Genomic DNA, 15,622 nt, shown 5'->3' with positions numbered 1-15,622 from the left:
AGAACCACCATGACCAAGACATTGCTTATCACCGGCGCCTCGTCCGGCATCGGCGCCGCCACGGCCAAAGCCGCCGCCAAGGCCGGGTGGAACGTCGCCCTCCTCGCCCGTTCCAAGGACAAGCTCGACGCGCTGGCCGGCGAGATAGGCGAAGGCGCGCTGGCCATCGAATGCGACGTGACGGACCGCGACCAGGTCCGCAGCGCGGTCGCGGACACGGTGGCGAAATTCGGCGGGCTGGACGGCGTGTTCGCCAATGCCGGCAGCGGGGTCGAACATCCCGGGGTGGAAAAGGGCGTGCCGGAGGAATGGCATGACATGATCCACCTCAACATCCTTGCCGTCCTCTACACCGCGCACGCCGCGCTGCCCGAACTGCGCAAGACGAAGGGGCACTTCATCGTCACCGGATCGAAAGCCGGGCGCGACCACATGAAGGGCTCTATCTACGGCGCAACCAAGTGGTTCATCCACGGTTTCGCCGGCAACCTGGCGGAGGAAATGCGCGAATGGCAGGGGCGCTGCACGGTCATTTCACCGGGCATGGTCAACACCGAATTCTTCGACGAGGCAAAGCCCGAAAAGCTGCAGCCGGAAGATGTCGCCGACGCCGTGGTTTTCGCACTCCAGCAGCCGGACACCAGCTGCGTGCGCGAAATCCACCTCATGCCGAACGACTAGGGTTCGGCGGCGGCCCCATAGGCCGCGTCGTGGTACTGGCCCACGGCGCGGCTCAAGGCCTGCATCATCTCCATCCGCACGGCATAGGACGATCGGGTCCGTCGGATCATCGCCACCACGGCATACTGCCGCCCGTCCGGCGCGGTGAGGATGGCGACGTCGTTATAGCCGGTGTGCTCGCCGTCGAAGACCTGCCCCGTGCCGGTCTTGTGGGCGACGCTCCACCCGGCGGGCGCGCCGGCCTTCAGCCGGTTGGGGCCGCTCTTGGTGCGCTCCAGCGTGGCCAGCAGCAGGCGGGTCGACGGTTCGGACAGCAAGTCGCCGCGGGCAAGCCGGGCGAGCGCATCGGCAAGGCCGAGCGGGGTCGCGCCGTCGATCGGCTCGGCCAGGTAGGCCTCGAAGGCCTGCCGCCGCAGGTCGTCCGGCAAGGCATCGCGCGCCTTGAAGAACCAGTCGCGGTACGAATAGGATTGTCGCCACTTCAGCCCCGCAATGGCGCTCTGCTTTGTGCGCTCGTCGGTGCCGAAGCGGATGCCTGCCAGCTCCGCCTTGTCGATAAAGGCCTGCACCGCCTCCGGCCCGCCGACGCGGCGCAGGATGCGGTCGTTTGCCGTGTTGTCGCTCTGCGTCAGCGCCCGTTCGATTAGGTCGGCATAGTCGGTCGCAAAGGCACCGCGGGCGTTTACGATATTGCGGATCGGCTGGTGGAAGACGGTGAGGTCGTCGCGGCGCAGGGTGACCATTTCGGCAAGCTCCAGCCGCCCCTCGTCGACCTCGTGCAGCGCGGCGATCGCGACCCACAGCTTGCTCACGCTCTGCTGCGGATAGATGCCCTTCCCGTCGTGCGCGAAGGTCTTGCCGGTCGCGACCTCCTGCACCGCAAGCCCCGTTTCGCCGGGAAACTCGCTGCCAAGCCGGATGACTTCCGCCTGCAGGGCAAGCTCGGCGGGCGTGGGCTCGGCAGGCGGCGCCGGCTCCTCCCGCCTTTCGCGCTTCTCCGTCACCGGAAAGCCGGAGCGGTCGGGAAGCGACACCACGATGACCGCAATAGCCAGCACGGCGAACAGCAGGACGATGAAACGGGCGGGAATTGTCACACTAGGCGAACGCGCGGGCGAAGGCGGGTTTCCGAAATCTTTTCAGGCAATTGCCTAGCCCGCAGCCGCGACGATGGCGGCCCAGCCGGCCTCGTCGATGGTCTCGATGCCGAGCTCCGCGGCCTTCTTGAGCTTGCTCCCCGCGCCCGGCCCGGCGACGAGCAGGTCGGTCTTCGCGCTGACCGATCCGCTGGCCTTGGCGCCCAGCCGCTCCGCCTGCGCCTTCGCCTCGTCGCGGCTCATCGTCTCAAGCTTGCCGGTGAAGACCACGGTCTTGCCCGCGACCGGGCTGTCGCGCGTCTCGACCTCGTAGCGCGGCGGACTGACTTCGGACAGCAGGTCTTCCCACACGGCGACATTGTGATCCTCGTGGAAGAAATCGCCGATCGCTTCCACGACCGCCGACCCGATCCCGTCGATGGCGGTGAGCGAGGCAGCGGCTTCCTCGTCGCCTGCGCGGGCTTGCTGCGCTGCGTCGCGCAAGGCCGGAAGCGCGTGAAAATGCTTCATCAGGTCGCGCGCCGTCACCGCGCCGACATGGCGGATGCCGAGGCCGAAGAGCAGCCGCGCCGCTTCGGGCTCGCGCCGCGCCTCGATACTGGCCAACAGCTTGTCCACAGACTTGTCCTGCCATCCTTCGAGCGCGAGGATTTCCTCCCGCCGGTCCTTCAGGCGGAAGATGTCCGCGGGGCTTTCCAGCCAGCCTAGCGCGAAGAACTGGTCGATGGTCTTCTCGCCCAGCCCGTCGATATCGAGCGCGCCGCGGCTGACGAAATGTTTCAGCCTTTCCGTGCGTTGCGCCGGACAGATGAGACCGCCTGTGCAACGCACGTCGACCTCGCCTTCCTCGCTCACCGCCTCGCTGCCGCATTCGGGGCAATGGTCGGGGAACGCGAAGGGCTCGCGCTTCGCGTCCGGCGTCAGGTTCCGCACGACCTGCGGGATTACGTCGCCCGCGCGCTGGATTACCACGCGGTCTCCGGGGCGAACGCCAAGCCGCTGAATTTCATCGCGATTGTGGAGCGTGACATTGGTCACCGTCACACCGCCCACCAGCACCGGGGCGAGCCTGCCGACGGGCGTCAGCTTGCCCGTGCGGCCGACCTGGATGTCGATGCTTTCCAGCGTCGTTTCCGCCTGCTCCGCCGGGAACTTGCGCGCAATCGCCCAGCGCGGGGCCTTGGCGACGAAACCAAGCCGCTGCTGGTAATCCAGCCGGTCCACCTTGTAGACGACGCCGTCGATTTCATATGGCAAGTCAGTGCGTTGCGCGCCGATCTTCTCGTAATGGGCGAGCATCTGCTCCAGCGTCTCGCAGGTGGTGAACAGGGGCGAGACCGGCACGCCCATCGCCGCAATCGCCTCCACCACGGCGGACTGCGTATCGCCCGGCAATTCGCCCTCGACCGCGCCCCAGCCATGCGCCCAGAACCGCAAGGGCCGCTTCGCCGTGACGCCCGCATCCTTCTGCCGCAGCGATCCTGCGGCGGCGTTGCGGGGATTGGCGAACAGCTTCTCCCCCGCCTCCGCCTGCGCCGCGTTGAGCGCGAGGAAATCGGCCTTGGCCATGTAGACCTCCCCGCGGATTTCGAACACGGCCGGGACCGAGCCGGCGAGTTCCTGCGGGATATCGGCGATATGCGCGACATTGGGCGTCACGTCCTCGCCCACCTGCCCGTCGCCGCGCGTGGCGGCGCGCACCAGCCGCCCCTCTTCGTAACGCAGCGAGCAGGACAGGCCGTCGATCTTGTCTTCCGCCGTGAAGGCGAGCGGGGCATCCCCGGCCAGCGAGAGGAACCGCCGCACCCGCGCAACGAACTCCGCGACCTCTTCGTCGGCAAAGGCATTGTCGAGGCTCATCATGCGAACCTCGTGCGTCACCTTGCCCAGTGGCGAGGCGGCGACGGCGTGCCCAACCTTGCGGCTCGGCGAATCCGCGCGGATCAGATGCGGATAGGCCGCCTCCAGCTCCGCATTGCGCCGCACCAGCGCATCGTATTCCTGGTCGGTAATTTCCGGCGCGTCCTCGGCATGATACAGCCGATCATGCCGCGCAATCTGCTTTGCGAGGCGCATCAACTCGTTGGCGGCGTCGGCTTCATTCGTCGTCGGGGCATGGTTGTCTGGCATCGGCGGCGAATCCTCTCGGTCGTCCTATGCCCCAGCGTGGCGGGCGCGCAAAGCGGCGTCAGTTCTTGGCCCGTCGATAGCCCGCGCGAATGGCCTCGGCTTCGGTGCAGAACAACTCTTCGGGGCGCGTGACGTCGTAATATTCCTGTCCCGGCAGGTGATAGATCCACTCGCCGCGGCGGCTGCGGTTGCCCTTGATCGCACAGCCGAAGCGGTTCGTGTACCGGCGGGTCAGGTCGCGGGCGACAGGGGTTCCCCCGGCACGAGGTTGCGGCACATCGGCGACGGGTGCCGGGGCCGGCACGGGAACGAGGTCCGGATTGGCTTCGCGCCAGGCCTTCGGCATTTCGAAGTCGGAGCCCCAGATACCGATGCGGTGTTCCTGCCGCAAAGCCTGCGCGGCGAGATATTCCGCGGGCGCGTTGTCCGCCGCAACCGCAAGGCCCTGCTCCACCATGACGAGCGCCAGGTCGAGATCGCCAAGGCGGCATTGCGACAGGAACCGTCCATGCTGGTCCACATCAAGCGTTTCGCAATTCACCATGCGGCCCTTGACGAACTCGCCGAGGAAGGCGGCAGCTTCCAGTCCGCAAGCCCAGACCTCGCCGTCCCGCATGCAGCTCTGCTTGGCCTCCGGCGCATCGATGCCGAGCAGGCGCACGCCTGTGCCCGCAAATTCGAGCGAATCCCCGTCGATGACAGTCGGCATGCCGACGATCTGCTGCGCGGATGCGGGTGCAGTCGCAATGCCGAGCGAAGTTATCGAAAGGGCCAAAAACAACAGTTTGCGCATAGGTTCGGTTAGGCCCGGCGTGTTTAACAGATCGTTCTGCCCGACCTACTTATCACAGGTTCTGATCGTAAACCTAGAACCAGTCACTCCACCAAATCGGACTGGTGATCGCAATAACCGCAGAAGAAGAAAAGAGCCACACAAGCAATTTCTTGCTGGGGCGCGCACATGCTTCAAATCCCGCGACGGCATTTATCGGCGCCAACGCGAGTGCAAACGAGGTCCACGCAAAAATGATCCACTCAGTCAGGGGTGATCCTGCATCTCTTGCCATCGCCAGCGAAAACACCGTGAGCCACAACAGGCCGAGCGGGATGAAAGCGATACAAGCGATGCATCCGAGGGCTCCGCTGGTTATCCTGCCGGCGGCAACGAGTGGCTTGCCGCCCGGCTTCACACCCCCTCCAGCAACCGGTCCGCTTGTGGCCGCGCCTCGGGCGTCACTCCCGCGCCGCTCAGCATGAGGGCGATTTCGTCCTGCCCCTCCGCTTCGACAGGCAACCGCAAAACGCGCATCAAACCTCCCCCTCCCGCCGATACGCACGGGCGCCCCGAAGGCATCGCCGGCGAATCCACTCGGTCGTCCTATGCCCCAGCGTGGCGGGCGCGCAAAGCGGCGTCAGTTCTTCGCCCGTCGATAGCCCGCGCGAATGGCCTCGGCTTCGGTGAGGTCAGCCTTCACGAGGTGCATCCGACTGCTTGTGATCCCAGAAATGGATCAATTTCTTCCATTCTCGAGCAGATTCCCGCCCGAGATACATATTAGCGATGTGAAGACCGGTATTGCTTTGCAGCATACTTGCCTGAATTCCCTCAAGGAGCCCAATCGTCGCCCCTTCCCGAGCCGCTTCGTCGCCCTCTATGTGCAGCTTTTCGACTAGATCCATAATCGGTGCCAACCGCACCCGGTTTCCCGTGCGAATGTCATTCGCAATAATGCGGGCGATCTCTGCGTAGTACAGATAGTACGGGAGGCCCTCCCGTGCCGTGTCGGGATCGTCGTCCCACTCGGTGACGAAAGTTACGAATGCCCTTTCGAAACGTGCATCGACTTCGCGTAGCTCCACGACCATATCACGAGCCGAGATCACACGCCCTCCAGCAACCTGTCCGCTTGTGCCCGCGCTTCGGGCGTCACTTCCGCGCCGCTCAGCATGCGGGCGATTTCCTCCTGGCGGCCGGCTTCGTCGAGGCGGACCACACTGGTCTTGGTGACAGTGCCCTGCGAGGATTTCGCGATGAGGTAGTGGGTGCCCCCGCGCGCGGCGACTTGCGGTGAATGGGTTACCGCCAGCAGCTGCCCATCCGCAGCGAGGCGAGCCAGCCGCTCGCCGATGGCGCTCGCCACCGCGCCGCCGACGCCGCGGTCGATCTCGTCGAAGATCACCGTCGCCGCCCCGCCCTTCTCCGCCAGCGCGACCTTCAGCGCGAGGATAAAGCGCGACAGTTCGCCGCCGCTGGCGATCTTGCCGAGCGGGGCGAAATCCGCGCCGGGATTGGTCGCGATCAGGAACTCGACGCCGTCCATGCCGCCCGGGCCCCAGCGCTCTTCGGGCAGCATCGCCACGGCGGTGCGGAAGCGCGCGGCATCCAGCTTCAGCGGCACGAGCTCGCCTGCCACGGCCTTGTCGAGCGTCTTGGCCGCCCTCACCCGCGCATCGTGCAGCGCCTGTGCCGCGCCGCGATAGGTTTCGTGCGCGCTGCGTTCCGCCGCTTCCAGTTCCGCCACGCCCGCCTCGCCGCCCTCGATCGCATCGAGCGCGGCGCGCATGGCGACCATCTTCGCGGGCAGGTCGTCCACCTGGCAGGAATGCTTGCGGGCGAGCGCGCGCAGTTCGAACAGGCGCGTTTCGATCCGGTCGAGTTCGGCGGGGTCATGGGTCAGCGCCTCGGCCGCGCGCTCCAGCGCTTCTTCCGCCTCCCCTGCCTCGATCACCGCGCGGTCGAGCGCCGCCAGCGCCTCGGCCAGCAGCGGGTGTTCTGGCGCGATCCGGTCGAGCCGCCGCGCCGCGCTTCGCAGGGCGGGGAGCGCGCTGTCCGAGCCCTGGAACACGTGCCGCAGTTCCTCGAGATCGCCCGACAGTTTCTCGCCCTTCTGCATGTCGCTGCGCGTGCCGGCGAGCTCGTCTTCCTCGCCAAGCTGCGGTTCGAGCGCGGTCAGTTCCGCCAGGTGCGCGATCAGCAGATCTTCGTCGGCCTTGGCCTGCTCGATCTCCGCGCGGGCGGCGACAAGTTTCGAACGGGCTGCCTGCCAGCCGTCCCACGCCTTGGCCACTTTCGTCACGTCGGCCCCGGCGAACCGGTCGAGCAGGGCGCGGTGGCCGCGCGGGTTCACCAGGCCGCGGTCGTCGTGCTGGCCGTGGAGTTCGACCAGCGCGCCCGACAATTCGCGCAGCAGCGCAACGCCGACGGGCTGATCATTCACCCAGGCCTTGGAACCGCCGTCTGCCTTGACCCGGCGGCGCACGATCAGCGGTTCACCCGGTTCGAGCTCGACCTCCGCATCGGACAGGGCTTCGCGGATCGCGGCGGGCAGTTCGGCGAATTCGAAAGTCGCGGTGACGCTCGCCTGCTCTTCGCCCGCGCGGACCAGCGCGGTTTCCGCGCGGTTGCCGAGGACGAGGCCGAGCGCATCGAGCAGGATCGACTTGCCCGCGCCCGTCTCCCCCGTGAGCACTCCGAGACCGCGCGCGAACTCCAGCTCGAGCGCGTCGATCAGCACGATGTTGCGGATGGCGAGCGTGGTCAGCATCGCCTGCGGGCCTAGCCGGATTCGCCGCCGCGTGTCACGCGCATGTTGCCGCGATGTTCCCGGATAATGCGCGTCAGCGGGTGGCGAGCTGGCCCGGGGCCTTGTCGCCGATCAGTTCGTAGGCCTTTTCGTACCATTCGCTGCCCGGATAGTTCGCGCCGAGCACGGCGGCATAATTGCGCGCCTGTTCGGGAATCGCGAGCGCCAGGCTGGTCTCGACCAGGCGATAGAGCGCTTCGGGCGCGTGGCTGGTGGTCTGGTACTGTTCCACCACTCGCTGGAAGCGGATGTTGGCGGCGACCCACTTGCCGCTGTCCTGGTAGAAGCGGCCGATCTCCATTTCCTTGCCGGCGAGGTGATCGTTGACGAGGTCGATCTTCAGCTGCGCGTCGGCGGCGTACTCCGTGTTCGGGAAACGGCGGCTGACTTCGCGCAGGGAATTGAGCGCCTGCAGCGTGACCGACTGGTCGCGGTCGACATCGCTGATCTGCTCGTAATAGCTCATGCCGATCAGGTAATAGGCGTAAGGCGCGTCCTTGTTGCCCGGGTGGATCGTCAGGAAGCGCTGCGCGGCCTGCACGGCCTTGTCGTAATCCTGGTCGGCGTAATAGCTGAAGGCGCTCATCAGCTGGGCGCGGCGGGCCCAGGGCGAATAGGGATGCTGGCGCTCCACCTCGTCGAACAGCTGCGCGGCCACTTCGTACTGGCCACGGTCGAGCCGGTCCTTGGCGGCGCGGTAGAGCGATTCCACGTCGCGCGCGACGAAGGCGGTGTCCGACGCGCCGCCGCCAGTGGCGCAGGCGCCGGTCAGCAGGGTGGCGGGGACCAGCGCGGCCAGCGCGAGCGAACGGGCGGTGAAGCGTGAACTCATAGCCGCGCCGTATAGCCAGCCGCCCCCTGAACGCCAAGTGAAGTTGTGCCCGCGTTCCACCGCCGTGTGGCATGGCCCGCAAACCCGCCGCGGAACATGGTTGACCCGGCGTAAACCGCGCTTCTCAACCACGCCCCCCAACTCCGTGGAAACCCTTATGCCCGCAGAGGGAGCATCGACTGAAGGCGCCCTGCACCGGGGCCGCCACGAATTTGCCGGAAGGCTGCAACCATGCAAACGATCACGCACATCATGCGAGACGAAAGCGGTGCGACCGCCATCGAATACGGGCTTATCGTGGCCCTGCTCGCCATCGCCATGGTGGCGGCACTCAATTCGGTCGGCAGCTCGCTCAACACCACGATGACGAAGGCGTCGACCGGGATGGGTTCGGTCTGATCGCGAGACGGCGCGCGCGACCTAGCCGCGCTGTTCCTCCACCGCTTCGGGCGCGTCCCACAGCAGGTGGCGATCATCCAGCGGCACCAGGTTGTTGCCGCGGATGATCTCTCCCTTGGTGTTGTAGCCGAGCAGCTGCGGCGCCGCGACATCCGGATTGTGCGTCAGGACGCGCAGTTCCTCGCTGGTGAAGTCGCTCAGGCCCCGTGCCCGCTCCACCCCGTCGGTATCGTAGACGTGGAGCACGTCGCCGCGGGTGAAATCGCCGTCCACGCTGATCAGGTCGGCGCGGCGGATCGGGCGGTCGTCGGGGCCGAGCTGGTCGGCGACCTCTTTCGAAACCACCACGCTGCCGGCCATCTGCAGGCGGTTGGCGATCCAGCCGTCCCAGCCGGAAACCGGGTTGGGATGCGGCAGGACCTTCGTCGCGCGCCTTTCGCCAGCGAGCACGGTGGAGAGCGGCCGGTCCGCCTCGCCCTGCGCGATCCAGGTCATGCAGCCGGCTTCCTGCGCCATGTTCGCGGCCAGCAGCTTGGTTTCCATGCCGCCGGTGCCCAGCGTGCTCTTGCCCTGCGTGGCCGCCATGTACTGCGACACGTCGCTGACTTCCGGGATGAAGACCGCATCGGGATCGTCCGGATTGCGGTCGAACAGCCCGTCGACCCCGGTCAGGATGATGAGGTCCTTCGCGCCGACCATCTGCGCGACCTTGGCGCTCAGCCGGTCGTTGTCGCCCACGCGAATCTGTTCCGTCGTGATCGTGTCGTTCTCGTTCACGATCGGCACGATGCCGGCTTCCAGCAGGCGATTGACCGTGTTGCGGGTGTTGAGGAACCGGCGATGGTTCTCGAAATCGCCGAGCGTCAGCAGGACCTGTGCGATTTCCACCCCGTATTCGTGCGCCACCTGCTTGTAGGCGTTGAGCAGCAGCGGCATCCCGCAAGCGGCGGCCGCCTGCTTGTCGGAAACCCCGGCGGTTTCGGGCGTTTCACCGACCATGCGCAGGCCGAGCGCGACGCTGCCCGAGGAGGTCAGGATCACGCGCTTGCCCTGCGTGCGCAGGCGGTGGACATCCTCTAGCAGGCGCTGGAGGAACCCGAAGCGCGGCGTCAGCAAATCCTGGTTCGCGAGCAGCGCGGAGCCGATCTTGACGACGACGGTTTGGGGTTTGGCGTTGTTTTGAGCGGTGGATGCGGTGTTCTGGTGTTGGGTCACAATGGAAATCTGGACAACCTCAATCTTTCAGCGGGTTGAAATTTTATATGCGACCATATAGATAGGAATTGTGCACTGCACAACAGACCATGCGTAGAAAATTCCTATGCGCACCGGATCAATCGGCAGGTCGGCGGTCGGTCCGCGACCCGTACCGCACGGTTTTATTCTAACTTTCAACCATGATTACAAATATTGGGGAGCGTAATATTACCAATTCGAAAGTTCTAATGATCGGCTGCGGAAAAATGGGCGGCGCCTTGCTTACCTATTGGAAGAAGGGCGACGAACAGTTCACAATCGTCGATCCCGGCCTGCAGGAAGCGCCCGAAGACGTTCGCCTTCTGGGCGACCGCGACGCGCTCGGCGATGAAACTTTCGATGCCGTCATCGTGGCTATCAAGCCGCAGATGATCGGCGATATCCTCCCGGACTACCGCCCGCATCTCGCCGAAGGGGGCTATGTCCTCTCGATGGCCGCCGGAACCTCCGCCGCGCGCCTGTCCGGCCTGATGGACGGCGCGCCCGTGATCCGTGTCATGCCCAACCTGCCTGCCGCAGTAGGCCAGGGCGTCAGCGGGCTCTATGCCGCCGATGCCGTCACCGCGCGGCAGGCCGCCCACGCGCAGGCCATGATGGACCGCACCGGCACCTGCGTGCCCGTGGATAGCGAAGACAAGCTCGACCGCGTAACCGCTGTCGCCGGCTCCGGCCCCGGCTATGTCTTCGAAATCGCCCGCGCCTATGTCGAGGCCGCAGTGGGCGTGGGCTTTTCCGAAAGCGAGGCGCGCGACATGGTGCTCGGCACGATGGCCGGGACCACCGCCATGGCGATGCAGCAACCGGACCAGCCGCTGGAAGATTTGCGCAATTCGGTGACCAGCAAGGGCGGCACGACCGCGGCCGGGCTGGAAGCGCTCAATGGCGACGAGGGCCTGTCCCGCCGCCTTCGCGACACACTCGAGGCTGCGTATGAACGCGCGGTCGAATTGCGCTGAGCGCGCGGGAAACCGGCCTTTTTGCGGAACCCCGCGCCGCCCGCACCCGTAGAACGACAAAGATAAAAGAGGACGACATGAACGACCAGACACTCGACCCCCAGATCCATATCCACGAGCTTGGCAGCCGCGCCCGCGAGGCAGCGCGCCAGCTCATCACCGCCAGCACGGAAGCGAAGAACAAGGCGCTGACCGGCGCGGCCACGGCGCTGCGCGACGCGACCCCTGCCCTGCTCGCCGCCAATGCCGATGACGTGAAGAGCGTCGAGGGCAAGAAGCCGGAAAGCTTCATCGACCGGCTTCGCCTGACCGAAGACCGGATCGAAGCGATGGCCAGGGCGCTGGAGGAAATCGCCGACCTGCCCGACCCCGTCGGCCGCCGGCTCGCCACGTTCGACCGCCCCAACGGGCTGAAGATCGAACGCGTTGCCGTGCCGATCGGCGTGATCGGCATGATTTACGAAAGCCGCCCGAACGTGGGCGCCGATGCCAGCGCGCTGTGCCTCAAGTCCGGCAACGCGATCATCCTGCGCGGCGGCAGCGAAAGCCGCAATTCGACCCGCGTCATCGTGGAAGCGATGCAGGAAGGCTTGCGTAGCGCAGGGCTTCCCGCCGATGCGGTGCAGACCGTGCAGACCGCCGACCGCGCCGCAGTCGCTGCCTTGCTGAAGGCCGACGAGTTCGTCGACCTGGTCATCCCGCGCGGCGGGCGCGGCCTGGTGGAACTGGTCCGCGATCAGGCCAGCGTGCCGACCCTGCTGCACCTCGACGGCAACTGCCATTCCTATGTCCACGAAGCGGCCGATATCGACAAGGCGGTGGACGTGATCCGCAACGCCAAGCTGCGCCGGACCGGCATTTGCGGCGCGACCGAGAGCATCGTCGTCGACCGTGCGATTGCGGATAAGGTCATCCCGAAAATCGCGGACGTCATGGGCGGCGATTGCGAATTGCGCGGCGATGCCGATGCCGTCGCGATCGACGACCGGCTGAAGCCGGCGAGCGAAGAGGACTGGAACACCGAATATCTCGACCCCATCGCCAGCGTGAAGATCGTGGACGGCCTCGATGAAGCCATCGCCTGGGTGGAAGACCACTCCAGCCACCACACCGACGCGATCCTGACCGAAGACCAGGCCGCCGCCGACAGCTTCATGACGGCGATCGACAGCGCCGTGGTGATGCACAACGCCTCCACCCAGTTCTCCGACGGCGGGGAATTCGGCATGGGCGCGGAAATCGGCATCGCCACCGGCAAGATGCACGCCCGCGGCCCAGTCGGGCTGGAGCAGCTGACGAGCTTCAAGTACCTCGTCCACGGCACCGGCCAGACGCGGCCGTAAGCGCTAGCCACAGGCACGATAAAGCCCGCCCGGTCCGCGATGGACCGGGCGGGCTTTCTTGTGTCCCGGGGATCAGTCTGCCGGAGCGACCACTAAGCGGCTGCCCTGCGGCTGGAGCGAGCGCGCCGTGTCGCCGCCGAGGCCGCTGCGCAGGGCTGCGATCTGTGCAGCGCTCGCTTCGACCGACGTGTCGGCGACATGCCAATTCACCCCTTCGCTGCAGGGAGGCGTGGTAAGCGAGCCCATATAGCGATATACGTCGATGTCAGCCGGCAGCATGTCGTCGATGTCTACGGTTACGGCCGTACCGCTACCCCCAGCGTGGGCCTCAAGGATCGAGGCGAGACCTTCGTTCTCATCCCCTTCGGTGTACATCACACCCAGCACGCCCAGCTTGCCGTCGTCCGTCGCGTGAACGAAATGGGCAACCAGCGGGTAGCGCATGCCGTCGATGGCATGTTCGCTCGGCGTATGAAAATGCACCTGAAGCAGGTTGAACATCGTGCCGCCGGAATTCATTCCAAAGCCCTGCCCGGCCGCAAAGTCGACCTGCACTTTTTCTTGCCCCAGAGCCATCGTACCAGCAGCTTCGCCGAACATGGTTTCCAACTCTACGTCGCCGCGGGCGTTGGACGAACCCAAGTCGATGGGCGACTGATTCAGGCCGGCATCGCACAGGGCATAATCGGAACTTATGAGCGACCAACGCTCATCCGTAACGCCATCGCCGAATGTCCAATCCTTGCCATCCATATGGTGGTCGGCCAGCGCCGGCGTGGCAACAAGGGCAGCCATTGTGGCCAATACTAACTTACGCATTTCGGTCTCTCCTTTCAGGTGTCAGTTGGAAACATCCCCCTCCGGGTTCGGGAATTCTTTGGGATCCGGCTTTGTCGTCGTGGCACGCAGCAGGGCGTATCCTGCCAGCGCGGCGACCAGTGAGCCGGTCAGCACGCCGATCTTCACCGCGTCGATGCGGGCCAGGTCGTCGAACGCCAGGTTGCCGATGAACAGGCTCATGGTGAAGCCGATCGCCGCGAGCAGCGACATCGCGTGCACCTGCTTCCAGGTCACGTCGGCCGGCAAGCTGGCGAGTTTCAATTTCACCGCGGCGAAGGCGAAGCCGAAGATGCCCAGCTGCTTGCCCACAAGCAGGCCCAGCGCAATGCCGAGCGGCAGCGGGTCGAGCAATGCGGACGGCGATACGCCCGCAAGCGACACGCCCGCATTGGCGAAACCGAAGACCGGGATGATCAGGAAGGCGGACCACGGGTGCAGCCCGTGCTCCATCCGTTCGAGCAGCCGCGTCCCGTCTCGTGCCTGCATCGGCACGGTGAACGCGGCGGCGACGCCGGCCAGCGTGGCGTGGACGCCCGACTTCAGCACGAAGACCCACAGCACGATGAACAGCAGCACGTAGGGGATGCTGGTCGACACTTTCATCCGCCCGACGACCAGCATCGCGGCAAATACGGCGGCCGCGCCGCCCAGCATCGCGGGGTCGATCTCGCTGGTGTAGAACAGGGCGATGACGGTGATCGCGCCGATATCGTCGATCACCGCGATGGCGAGCAGCAGCGCCTTGAGCGCCACCGGCACGCGCGGCCCCAGCAGCGAAAGGACGCCGAGCGCAAACGCGATGTCGGTCGCGGCGGGAATGGCCCAGCCGGAGATATTCTCGGGCGAGCCCTGGTTCACGGCGACGAAGATCAGTGCCGGGATCGCCATCCCACCGATCGCGGCGACAAGCGGCAAGGATGCCCTGTTCCAGCTGGACAGCTGGCCATCGATGATCTCGCGCTTCACCTCCAGCCCGACAAGGAAAAAGAACACCGCCATCAGCCCGTCGTTGATCCACAGCAGCAGCGGCTTGTCGATCACGACGCTGCCGATCCCGGCGATCACCGGGGTATCGAGCATAGACTTGTAGCTGCCCAGCAGCGGACTGTTGGCGACCACCATCGCGGCGATGGCGGCGAAGATCAGGATGATGCCGCCCGCGCTTTCCTGCTTCAGGAAGTCGCGCATGGCGGGGGCGAAGCGGCCGATCATGTCGGGGCCTCCGGGTTTATTTGTGTTTCAGTTTTGCAAGGCGACATGCGCAGGCTCCTCCGGTTCTTTCAGAAAATCGGAAAGCCGATGCGGCGGCAGGTCAGGGGGGGGAGGGAGATCAGCCCGCCCGCACGCATCGGCATTTCCGATAACGTCCGACATCACGTGCATCCGGGGGATGGCACGCCAGAGGGGCCCGGTCCGTCGCAAAATCAATGCAGGCGCTTGCGCAGGGGTTCCCGCATTCGTGCAAAAAACTGCGCCATCCCTCACGCGAACAGGCGCTCGAGCTCGTCCCACCGCTCGTCCACCGCCCGCCGGCCAAGGTCGATGGCGCGGCGGATCACCACCGGGTCGAACTGCAGCGTGTCGGACACCTCCTCCTCCGGCTCGATCACGACCACCGGCGCCTGGACATAGCCGCCCAGCTCCGCCTCCAACGGGGCGCATATGCGCCGAATCTGCGCCTCGTCCAGCCCCTCTGCCCGCAGCACCTCCAGCTGTTCCTTGCGCGCAGCGAGCAGGTCGTTCACCCAGCGCGCCCGCTCCGTATCGTTGGCTTCGGTCTCCGCCGTCTGGATCGCCACGCAGCGCTTCGCCACCTCGAACAGGTCGGAGAATTCCTCCAGCTTCGGCTTCTTCACCGTCGGCGAGGCGCGCACCGCCAGCACCGCGCGGGGCTTCGCCTCCAGCACCGCGCCCAACGGCGTCACGTCGCGCACGCCCCCGTCGACCCACTGCTCCAGCGACCCGCCGGCCCCGGTGCGCGTCTGCAAGGGATCGAAATAGACCGGCATGGCGCAGCTGGCATAGATCCAGTCGGCCAGGTTCCGCGACGTCTCGTCAACCCCCACGAACGTGCCCTGCTGCAGGTTGACGACGCCCAGGCGCAGCACCTTGCCCACCTCGCGCACCTTCGCCTCGTCCACGAAGCCTTCGATCAGCCCGCGCAGCGGCTTCGTATTGTGCATCGCATTCGCGCCGAAGATCGCGCCCGCCAAGCCGAACAATCGCTTGCGATAGACGTCCTTCTCGCTCTTCAGCGACAGCCATGTGTCGAGCAATTCGGGCACCATATCCTGCGCCAGCCCGATCGATTGCAGCGCGCCGGTCGACGTTCCGCCGATGATGCCGAAGTCCACCCCGCGCACCGTCACCAGCTCGTGGATCGCGCCGACCTGGAACGCCCCCTTCGCCCCGCCGCCCGAAAGCGCGATGCCGAGCGAGCCCTCTGCCCGCGCCAACGCCTGCATATCCATGAAAGCCCCCTTTCGGCCGCCACCCTACCGCA

At 66.0% G+C, this 15,622-nt stretch carries 16 protein-coding genes; 4 read left to right on the top strand and 12 right to left on the bottom strand.

Going from position 1 to position 15,622, the window contains the following annotated elements; genetic code table 11:
* The first annotated feature begins 9 nt into the window (after positions 1-9).
* Positions 10-681 carry an SDR family oxidoreductase gene (locus VCJ71_RS01670; RefSeq protein ID WP_324638590.1) on the top strand — a complete coding sequence of 224 codons (672 nt, stop codon included), beginning with the start codon at positions 10-12 and terminating at the stop codon, positions 679-681.
* On the opposite strand, the gene VCJ71_RS01665 is transcribed toward VCJ71_RS01670, so the two are convergent.
* From VCJ71_RS01665 to VCJ71_RS01630, 8 genes are all read right to left on the bottom strand, one after another.
* Entirely contained in the window at positions 678-1,778 is a 1,101-nt protein-coding gene (locus VCJ71_RS01665; protein WP_324638589.1) for a serine hydrolase, read from the bottom strand. The two genes, VCJ71_RS01670 and VCJ71_RS01665, sit on opposite strands and share 4 nt — an antisense overlap.
* Before the next feature lie 54 nt (positions 1,779-1,832).
* Positions 1,833-3,908 (bottom strand): NAD-dependent DNA ligase LigA, encoded by a 2,076-nt coding sequence (ligA, locus tag VCJ71_RS01660; RefSeq protein ID WP_324638588.1) that lies wholly within the window; start codon positions 3,906-3,908, stop codon positions 1,833-1,835.
* 58 nt (positions 3,909-3,966) lie between these two features.
* A complete protein-coding gene (locus tag VCJ71_RS01655) occupies positions 3,967-4,617 on the bottom strand; it encodes a thermonuclease family protein (protein ID WP_324638587.1) in 651 nt (216 codons plus the stop codon).
* Positions 4,618-4,774: 157 nt separating this feature from the next.
* Positions 4,775-5,098, bottom strand: a complete 324-nt coding sequence (locus VCJ71_RS01650) for a hypothetical protein (protein WP_324638586.1) — start codon at positions 5,096-5,098, stop codon at positions 4,775-4,777.
* On the bottom strand, positions 5,095-5,217 hold the full coding sequence (locus VCJ71_RS01645) for a hypothetical protein (protein WP_324638585.1): 123 nt from the start codon (positions 5,215-5,217) through the stop codon (positions 5,095-5,097). The genes VCJ71_RS01650 and VCJ71_RS01645 overlap by 4 nt, the downstream gene beginning before the upstream one ends.
* Positions 5,218-5,372: 155 nt before the next feature.
* Complete coding sequence (locus tag VCJ71_RS01640) at positions 5,373-5,768, bottom strand: DUF7674 family protein (RefSeq protein ID WP_324638584.1); 396 nt, start codon at positions 5,766-5,768, stop codon at positions 5,373-5,375.
* A 20-nt stretch (positions 5,769-5,788) separates the two neighbouring features.
* Positions 5,789-7,453, bottom strand: coding sequence for a DNA repair protein RecN (gene recN / locus VCJ71_RS01635; protein ID WP_324638583.1), 1,665 nt, complete (start codon positions 7,451-7,453; stop codon positions 5,789-5,791).
* A 73-nt stretch (positions 7,454-7,526) separates the two neighbouring features.
* Positions 7,527-8,324, bottom strand: a complete 798-nt coding sequence (locus tag VCJ71_RS01630) for an outer membrane protein assembly factor BamD (RefSeq protein WP_324638582.1) — start codon at positions 8,322-8,324, stop codon at positions 7,527-7,529.
* A 231-nt stretch (positions 8,325-8,555) separates the two neighbouring features.
* On the opposite strand from VCJ71_RS01630, the gene VCJ71_RS01625 reads away from it, so the two are divergent.
* The gene (locus VCJ71_RS01625) at positions 8,556-8,723 is read left to right on the top strand and encodes a Flp family type IVb pilin (protein WP_324638581.1); all 168 of its coding nucleotides are present in this window, start codon (positions 8,556-8,558) and stop codon (positions 8,721-8,723) included.
* Between the two features lie 21 nt (positions 8,724-8,744).
* Here VCJ71_RS01625 and proB read toward each other — a convergent pair whose 3' ends face one another.
* Complete coding sequence (gene proB, locus VCJ71_RS01620) at positions 8,745-9,938, bottom strand: glutamate 5-kinase (RefSeq protein WP_324638580.1); 1,194 nt, start codon at positions 9,936-9,938, stop codon at positions 8,745-8,747.
* 230 nt (positions 9,939-10,168) lie between these two features.
* On the opposite strand from proB, the gene VCJ71_RS01615 reads away from it, so the two are divergent.
* Both VCJ71_RS01615 and VCJ71_RS01610 read left to right on the top strand, forming a co-directional pair.
* Entirely contained in the window at positions 10,169-10,936 is a 768-nt protein-coding gene (locus tag VCJ71_RS01615; protein ID WP_324638579.1) for a pyrroline-5-carboxylate reductase family protein, read from the top strand.
* Between the two features lie 77 nt (positions 10,937-11,013).
* Positions 11,014-12,279, top strand: a complete 1,266-nt coding sequence (locus tag VCJ71_RS01610) for a glutamate-5-semialdehyde dehydrogenase (RefSeq protein ID WP_324638578.1) — start codon at positions 11,014-11,016, stop codon at positions 12,277-12,279.
* A 72-nt stretch (positions 12,280-12,351) separates the two neighbouring features.
* Here VCJ71_RS01610 and VCJ71_RS01605 read toward each other — a convergent pair whose 3' ends face one another.
* The 3 genes from VCJ71_RS01605 to VCJ71_RS01595 all read right to left on the bottom strand — a co-directional run bounded on the left by VCJ71_RS01605 (position 12,352) and on the right by VCJ71_RS01595 (position 15,590).
* Entirely contained in the window at positions 12,352-13,098 is a 747-nt protein-coding gene (locus tag VCJ71_RS01605; RefSeq protein ID WP_324638577.1) for a carbonic anhydrase, read from the bottom strand.
* Positions 13,099-13,119: 21 nt separating this feature from the next.
* Entirely contained in the window at positions 13,120-14,331 is a 1,212-nt protein-coding gene (gene nhaA / locus VCJ71_RS01600; protein WP_324638576.1) for a Na+/H+ antiporter NhaA, read from the bottom strand.
* A 269-nt stretch (positions 14,332-14,600) separates the two neighbouring features.
* Entirely contained in the window at positions 14,601-15,590 is a 990-nt protein-coding gene (locus tag VCJ71_RS01595) for a patatin-like phospholipase family protein (protein ID WP_324638575.1), read from the bottom strand.
* Positions 15,591-15,622: the final 32 nt, after the last annotated feature.

Origin of the sequence: Pseudoblastomonas aquimaris (genome assembly GCF_035481675.1) — a bacterium.
Classification (GTDB): Bacteria; Pseudomonadota; Alphaproteobacteria; order Sphingomonadales; family Sphingomonadaceae; genus Alteriqipengyuania_B.
The sequence above is the reverse complement of the archived record's forward strand: the minus strand, read 5'-3'. Positions and strand labels throughout refer to the sequence as shown.

Coding starts and splice junctions, on each gene's coding strand:
- VCJ71_RS01615 (WP_324638579.1), top strand. CDS start 10,169: ATGATCGGCTGCGGAAAAATGGGCGGCGCCTTGCTTACCTATTGGAAG.
- recN (WP_324638583.1), bottom strand. CDS start 7,453: ATGCTGACCACGCTCGCCATCCGCAACATCGTGCTGATCGACGCGCTC.
- nhaA (WP_324638576.1), bottom strand. CDS start 14,331: ATGATCGGCCGCTTCGCCCCCGCCATGCGCGACTTCCTGAAGCAGGAA.
- VCJ71_RS01655 (WP_324638587.1), bottom strand. CDS start 4,617: ATGCCGACTGTCATCGACGGGGATTCGCTCGAATTTGCGGGCACAGGC.
- VCJ71_RS01630 (WP_324638582.1), bottom strand. CDS start 8,324: ATGAGTTCACGCTTCACCGCCCGTTCGCTCGCGCTGGCCGCGCTGGTC.
- VCJ71_RS01595 (WP_324638575.1), bottom strand. CDS start 15,590: ATGGATATGCAGGCGTTGGCGCGGGCAGAGGGCTCGCTCGGCATCGCG.
- VCJ71_RS01605 (WP_324638577.1), bottom strand. CDS start 13,098: ATGCGTAAGTTAGTATTGGCCACAATGGCTGCCCTTGTTGCCACGCCG.
- ligA (WP_324638588.1), bottom strand. CDS start 3,908: ATGCCAGACAACCATGCCCCGACGACGAATGAAGCCGACGCCGCCAAC.
- VCJ71_RS01645 (WP_324638585.1), bottom strand. CDS start 5,217: ATGCGCGTTTTGCGGTTGCCTGTCGAAGCGGAGGGGCAGGACGAAATC.
- VCJ71_RS01610 (WP_324638578.1), top strand. CDS start 11,014: ATGAACGACCAGACACTCGACCCCCAGATCCATATCCACGAGCTTGGC.
- VCJ71_RS01625 (WP_324638581.1), top strand. CDS start 8,556: ATGCAAACGATCACGCACATCATGCGAGACGAAAGCGGTGCGACCGCC.
- VCJ71_RS01670 (WP_324638590.1), top strand. CDS start 10: ATGACCAAGACATTGCTTATCACCGGCGCCTCGTCCGGCATCGGCGCC.